General features: G+C 59.9%; 5 protein-coding genes. All 5 read left to right on the top strand.

The features are described 5' to 3' along the window. Positions 1–537: type ISP restriction/modification enzyme (locus H483_RS38475; protein ID WP_031264633.1), on the top strand; the 537-nt coding region annotated here is incomplete at its 5' end. A gap of 38 nt (positions 538–575) precedes the next feature. Further along, a complete protein-coding gene (locus tag H483_RS39125) occupies positions 576–1,145 on the top strand; it encodes a hypothetical protein (RefSeq protein ID WP_152427885.1) in 570 nt (189 codons plus the stop codon). A gap of 410 nt (positions 1,146–1,555) precedes the next feature. Beyond that, positions 1,556–1,741: a DUF3817 domain-containing protein gene (locus tag H483_RS40005; RefSeq protein ID WP_017836052.1), complete on the top strand. Its 186-nt coding sequence runs from the start codon at positions 1,556–1,558 to the stop codon at positions 1,739–1,741. A gap of 403 nt (positions 1,742–2,144) precedes the next feature. Continuing rightward, positions 2,145–3,173: a phosphotriesterase gene (locus tag H483_RS25185; RefSeq protein ID WP_017836053.1), complete on the top strand. Its 1,029-nt coding sequence runs from the start codon at positions 2,145–2,147 to the stop codon at positions 3,171–3,173. 159 nt (positions 3,174–3,332) lie between these two features. Beyond that, on the top strand, positions 3,333–4,202 hold an 870-nt coding region (locus tag H483_RS25190; protein ID WP_017836054.1), incomplete at its 3' end, for an AMP-binding protein.

Here is a 4,202-nt window from a genome sequence, read left to right on the forward strand (position 1 = left end):
ACGCTCAGATGCGAAGAGCCCGATTACCGGGCCCGCTACGCGGCGGACCTGAAGAAGATGCTCCCGCAACTACCGCCGCCCTCCTCCCGCGAGCGATTCAATCAAGTCGCCACTTGGGGAAGGCAGCTTGCGGACCTGCACGTGGGGTACGAACATGTCGAACCGTGGCCACTGGATGTGACAGTCAAACCTGGGGTCGACGACTGTGATCGAGAGACCTGGCGCGTAGATAAGATGCGGTTCAGGTCCAAGACTGACCACACCGCGATCATCTATAACCGCCACGTCACTATTTCGGGGATCCCCGCCGAGGCCGAGCGCTTTCTCCTCGGCTCACGCACGGCGCTGGCCTGGCTTGTCGACAGGTACCAGGTCAAGTCGGACAAGGCCTCAGGGATCGTCAACGACCCCAACGACTGGGCCGACGAACACGACGACCATCTCTACATCGTCAACCTGATCGCCAAAGTCACTCGTGTTTCAATTGAGACGGCGATGATCGTCGACATGATCACGGAAGAGTCTCAGTTCAGCTAACTCCGCTCTGTTCATCGACGGACGAAAATGGTGATCTGGTGGATGTCACTACTTGGACGGCTATTGGTGCCGTCGCGACTGCAGTTACGGCAGTCATGGCTATATGGACGTTGTGGGCCCTTCGGCAAGACAGCCGGGATCGAACACGTCCAGTTATGGTGGCAATGCTCAAACAGGCGGTTTTGACGAGAAACTTTGAGCTGCACATTGTGAATTTGGGAAGCTCAGTAGCCAAAAATATTCAAGTTACGTTTGAGCCGGAGCTTCCAAATCTCAGCGGCACCATTCTTGAGAATGCCCAGTCATTTGCCGTTTGGAGCATCCAACGTCGGTACGAAAAACCGATTCCTTCGCTTCCTCCGGGACAAGTGTTCGATAATATTTATCAAGATTCCGAGAATGACGATCAATCAGTACCGGACACGATCGCTGTAAGTTTCAACTACCGCGACGACCGAAATCGTAAGTACTTCGATAAGTACGTACTATCCACGTACGTGTTGGGTCTTCAGACGGGCGCATACCCTTCTACCGATTCCGAAGAGGGAATGAATAGACGGCTCGTCAAGGCGGTCGAGAGCATCGCGCGCGGGCTCGGGCATCCGTGAGACAGATCAATACGCTTAAGTTGAACCCGCCCCACGGCGGTCCGGCGCCAGGGACACCCCATCATCTCGAGCGTGGAGTTCTGGCCTGCAGCCGCCACTGACAAATTAGTGGCACGCTACTGACACAGGTTTGGCAAACTGACAAACTGTTTGGCAACCGACAGCGGCACTGTCGGTTCTCAAGCAGCTTGTCAGTGGGCTTCCAGTCCACCAGTACTTTGTCACCTGCCTGTCAGGCGTCAATTGTCACGAGATTGGCAGAATCCTAGCCACTGACAGCCGGTGACAATGAGGGGTGACGCAGAGTGGCCGCGTCTTTGCGACGGTCGCCCTTGTCGAAGCCGCCACCTGGACCGGGTTGCTCGTCGGCATGTTTCCTCAAATATGTCACTAGGACGACCGAGGTCGGCGTGAAGATCTTCGGGACGCTTCATGGCGTCGCCTTCCTCGCCGTGACGATCGTCGCCGCGGTCGTTCTGCGCTGGAAGTGTTGGATCGCTCTCCAGGCCGTCCTCGCGGCGATCCCGCCGCTGGTGTCCATCCCGCTAGAGCGCTGGCTCGCCCGCCACGACCACCTCGCCCGTTACCAACCGTGAGCGGCCGGCAATTGCCGCCGGTCCCACGGCGGCCTGAACTGCTCGCCGATCATCATCGATACGCTTGACGATCCACACGCGGCCGCCGGCATGGCCGGACACCGCGTCACACGTATCTTCCGCGAGCTGGGTCATGTCGTGCGCGAAGGCTTCCGCTGCGCCGAGACACCATTCGGCTGGATGCGGCAGAACACGGCAGGGCTAACCCGAATGGTCGGGCGCCGATCGGCGCTACGGAAACTGGCCGTTTGCGTGCGCTTATCGGCTGTGATGCCTATCACTCCGGCTCCTATGGTCTTTGTACGGCTACTGAGCAGGTCCGATTCAGATCGTGATCGTCGTTTGTCGCCGGGCCAATCGTCTAGATCCCGCGGTGTTCGCTGGGAACGACAAGGAGTATTTCATGACCAAGATCCCTACTGCTCGCGGTGACGAGATCGACTCCAGTGACCTAGGTTTCACGCTCGTCACTGAGTGTGTGATTGGGCCTCGAACGGCTGAGGTCGAGGCCAATTGGCCGCAGATGGGCTTCGCTTCCATTGCACGGGAGGAGCGCATCTCCGAAGCCGCGAAGCAGCTCGAGCACGCCAAATCTGCTGGCATCGACACGATCAGTGACCGCGTGATCCCCGGCGCCGGGCGTGATGTTCGATTGCTCAAGGAGATCGCGCAGAGGACCAGCGTCAATATCATCGTGCCTACCGGGTGGTACACGTGGACCGATGCCCCGCATCCATTCATGCTCATGGACATGCTGCCCGAGACAGCAGCAACGACATGGCCGTCCCTGGCTGACTTGTTCGTGAAAGACATCGAGGAAGGGATTCTCGACACTGGTGTGCGGGCAGGCACCATCAAGATCACCAGTGATCACCATGGCTTGATGGACGGTGTGAAGTTGGTGATGCGCCATGCTGCAGAAGCCCACCGTCGCACTGGCGTGCCCATCGTGACCCACACTGGTATCGGGCTGGGAATCCGCGTGGCCCAGGACCAGCAGGACTACCTCGAACAGCTCGACGTCGATGTCAGTCGTGTGAAATTCGGTCACGTCGACTGGACGGATCCGTCGGTTGAACTCGAGGAGTTCGAGGCCGTCGCGAAGAAGGGCTCGTTCCTGTCGTTCGACACTTCCGCGCTCGATTACCAATGGCCCGAGGACTACCGCAATGCGATCCAGAAGACGCGCGTCGAGCGCATTACTGGACTGATCGATCGTGGCTATCTCGAACAGATCCTCATTTCGCAGGATGACTCCACGTTCCATGATCTGGGCCCCATGCCGGAGCGGCAGCACCCGACGTACACAACCGTGCTGCGCCGCATCATTCCCCAGCTGCAGGAGGCCGGGGTGACCGATGACCAGATCCACCAGATTACGGTCGCGAATCCCCGCCGACTGTTCGAGACGCGGGACCGCGGTACGTACTGACTCCCAGCCTGCGGGCTTACCACCAGCCCGCTGTGCTCCACCCCACTCGACCGACCTGCAGGGTGCGGGTGAGCTGACGCTGGTCGTTCCCTGAGCGAGCGACTCGGCTCCGGCCCACCCGTACCCTGCCGGATTCGCCGAATTTGCAGGAGAAACCAGATGTATTCAGATCCACGCTCGCACACGGTCGACGGGTTGCTGCGCCGGACTGCATCGCGAAGCCCGGACGGCGAGGCGATCGAGTTCGAGGGTCAGGTGTGGACCTACCAGGAGTTTGACCGCGCCGTTGATGTTGTCACCTCACGCCTGCATCGGCTCGGTCTGAACCGGGGCGACCGAGTCGCGGCGTTCGGCGGCAACTCCGCGTTCTACGTCATGCTGTATCTGGCGTGCTCGCGGGCGGGAGTGGTGCATGTCCCTATCAACAACGCACTGACCGGCAGGGAACTCGAGTACTTGATCACCGATTCCGGTGCGGCAGCCATTGTCGCCGATCCGGATCTCACACCGCTCGTACGCTCTGTCATCGCCGATCGCGCCCTACAGGTGTTGGAATTCTCAGATCGCGAAAACGGGATACTGGACACCGAGGAACTTCAGCGCGGCTCAGCACCGCAGTGGCAGAGCCCCGCCTCCCCCGGTGATCTGGTCCAGCTGCTGTACACCTCGGGAACGACCTCACGTCCAAAAGGGGCGATGATGTCCCACCAGGCGCTGATCAGCGAGTACATCTCCACGATCACTGCGCTGGACTTCACCGAGCAGGATCGCCCGCTGGTGTGCATGCCGTTGTATCACTCGGCCGGGATGCATATCTTCACGGTCCCGTACCTGATGCTCGGAACGACAATCCGACTCCTCCGGAAGCCGGATATCGAGCTGATCCTCCGTCGCATCGAAGAGGATCAGATCACCTCCCTGTTCCTGGCGCCGACCGTGTGGGTGCCGCTCTCCCAGCACCCTGATCTTTCGCGCCGGGATCTCGGCGCACTGCGAAAGGCGCAGTACGGTGTTTGGGACGCCTTTCGG

Origin of the sequence: Dietzia sp. UCD-THP, assembly GCF_000349585.1 — a bacterium.
GTDB classification, from domain to species: domain Bacteria; phylum Actinomycetota; class Actinomycetes; order Mycobacteriales; family Mycobacteriaceae; genus Dietzia; species Dietzia natronolimnaea_A.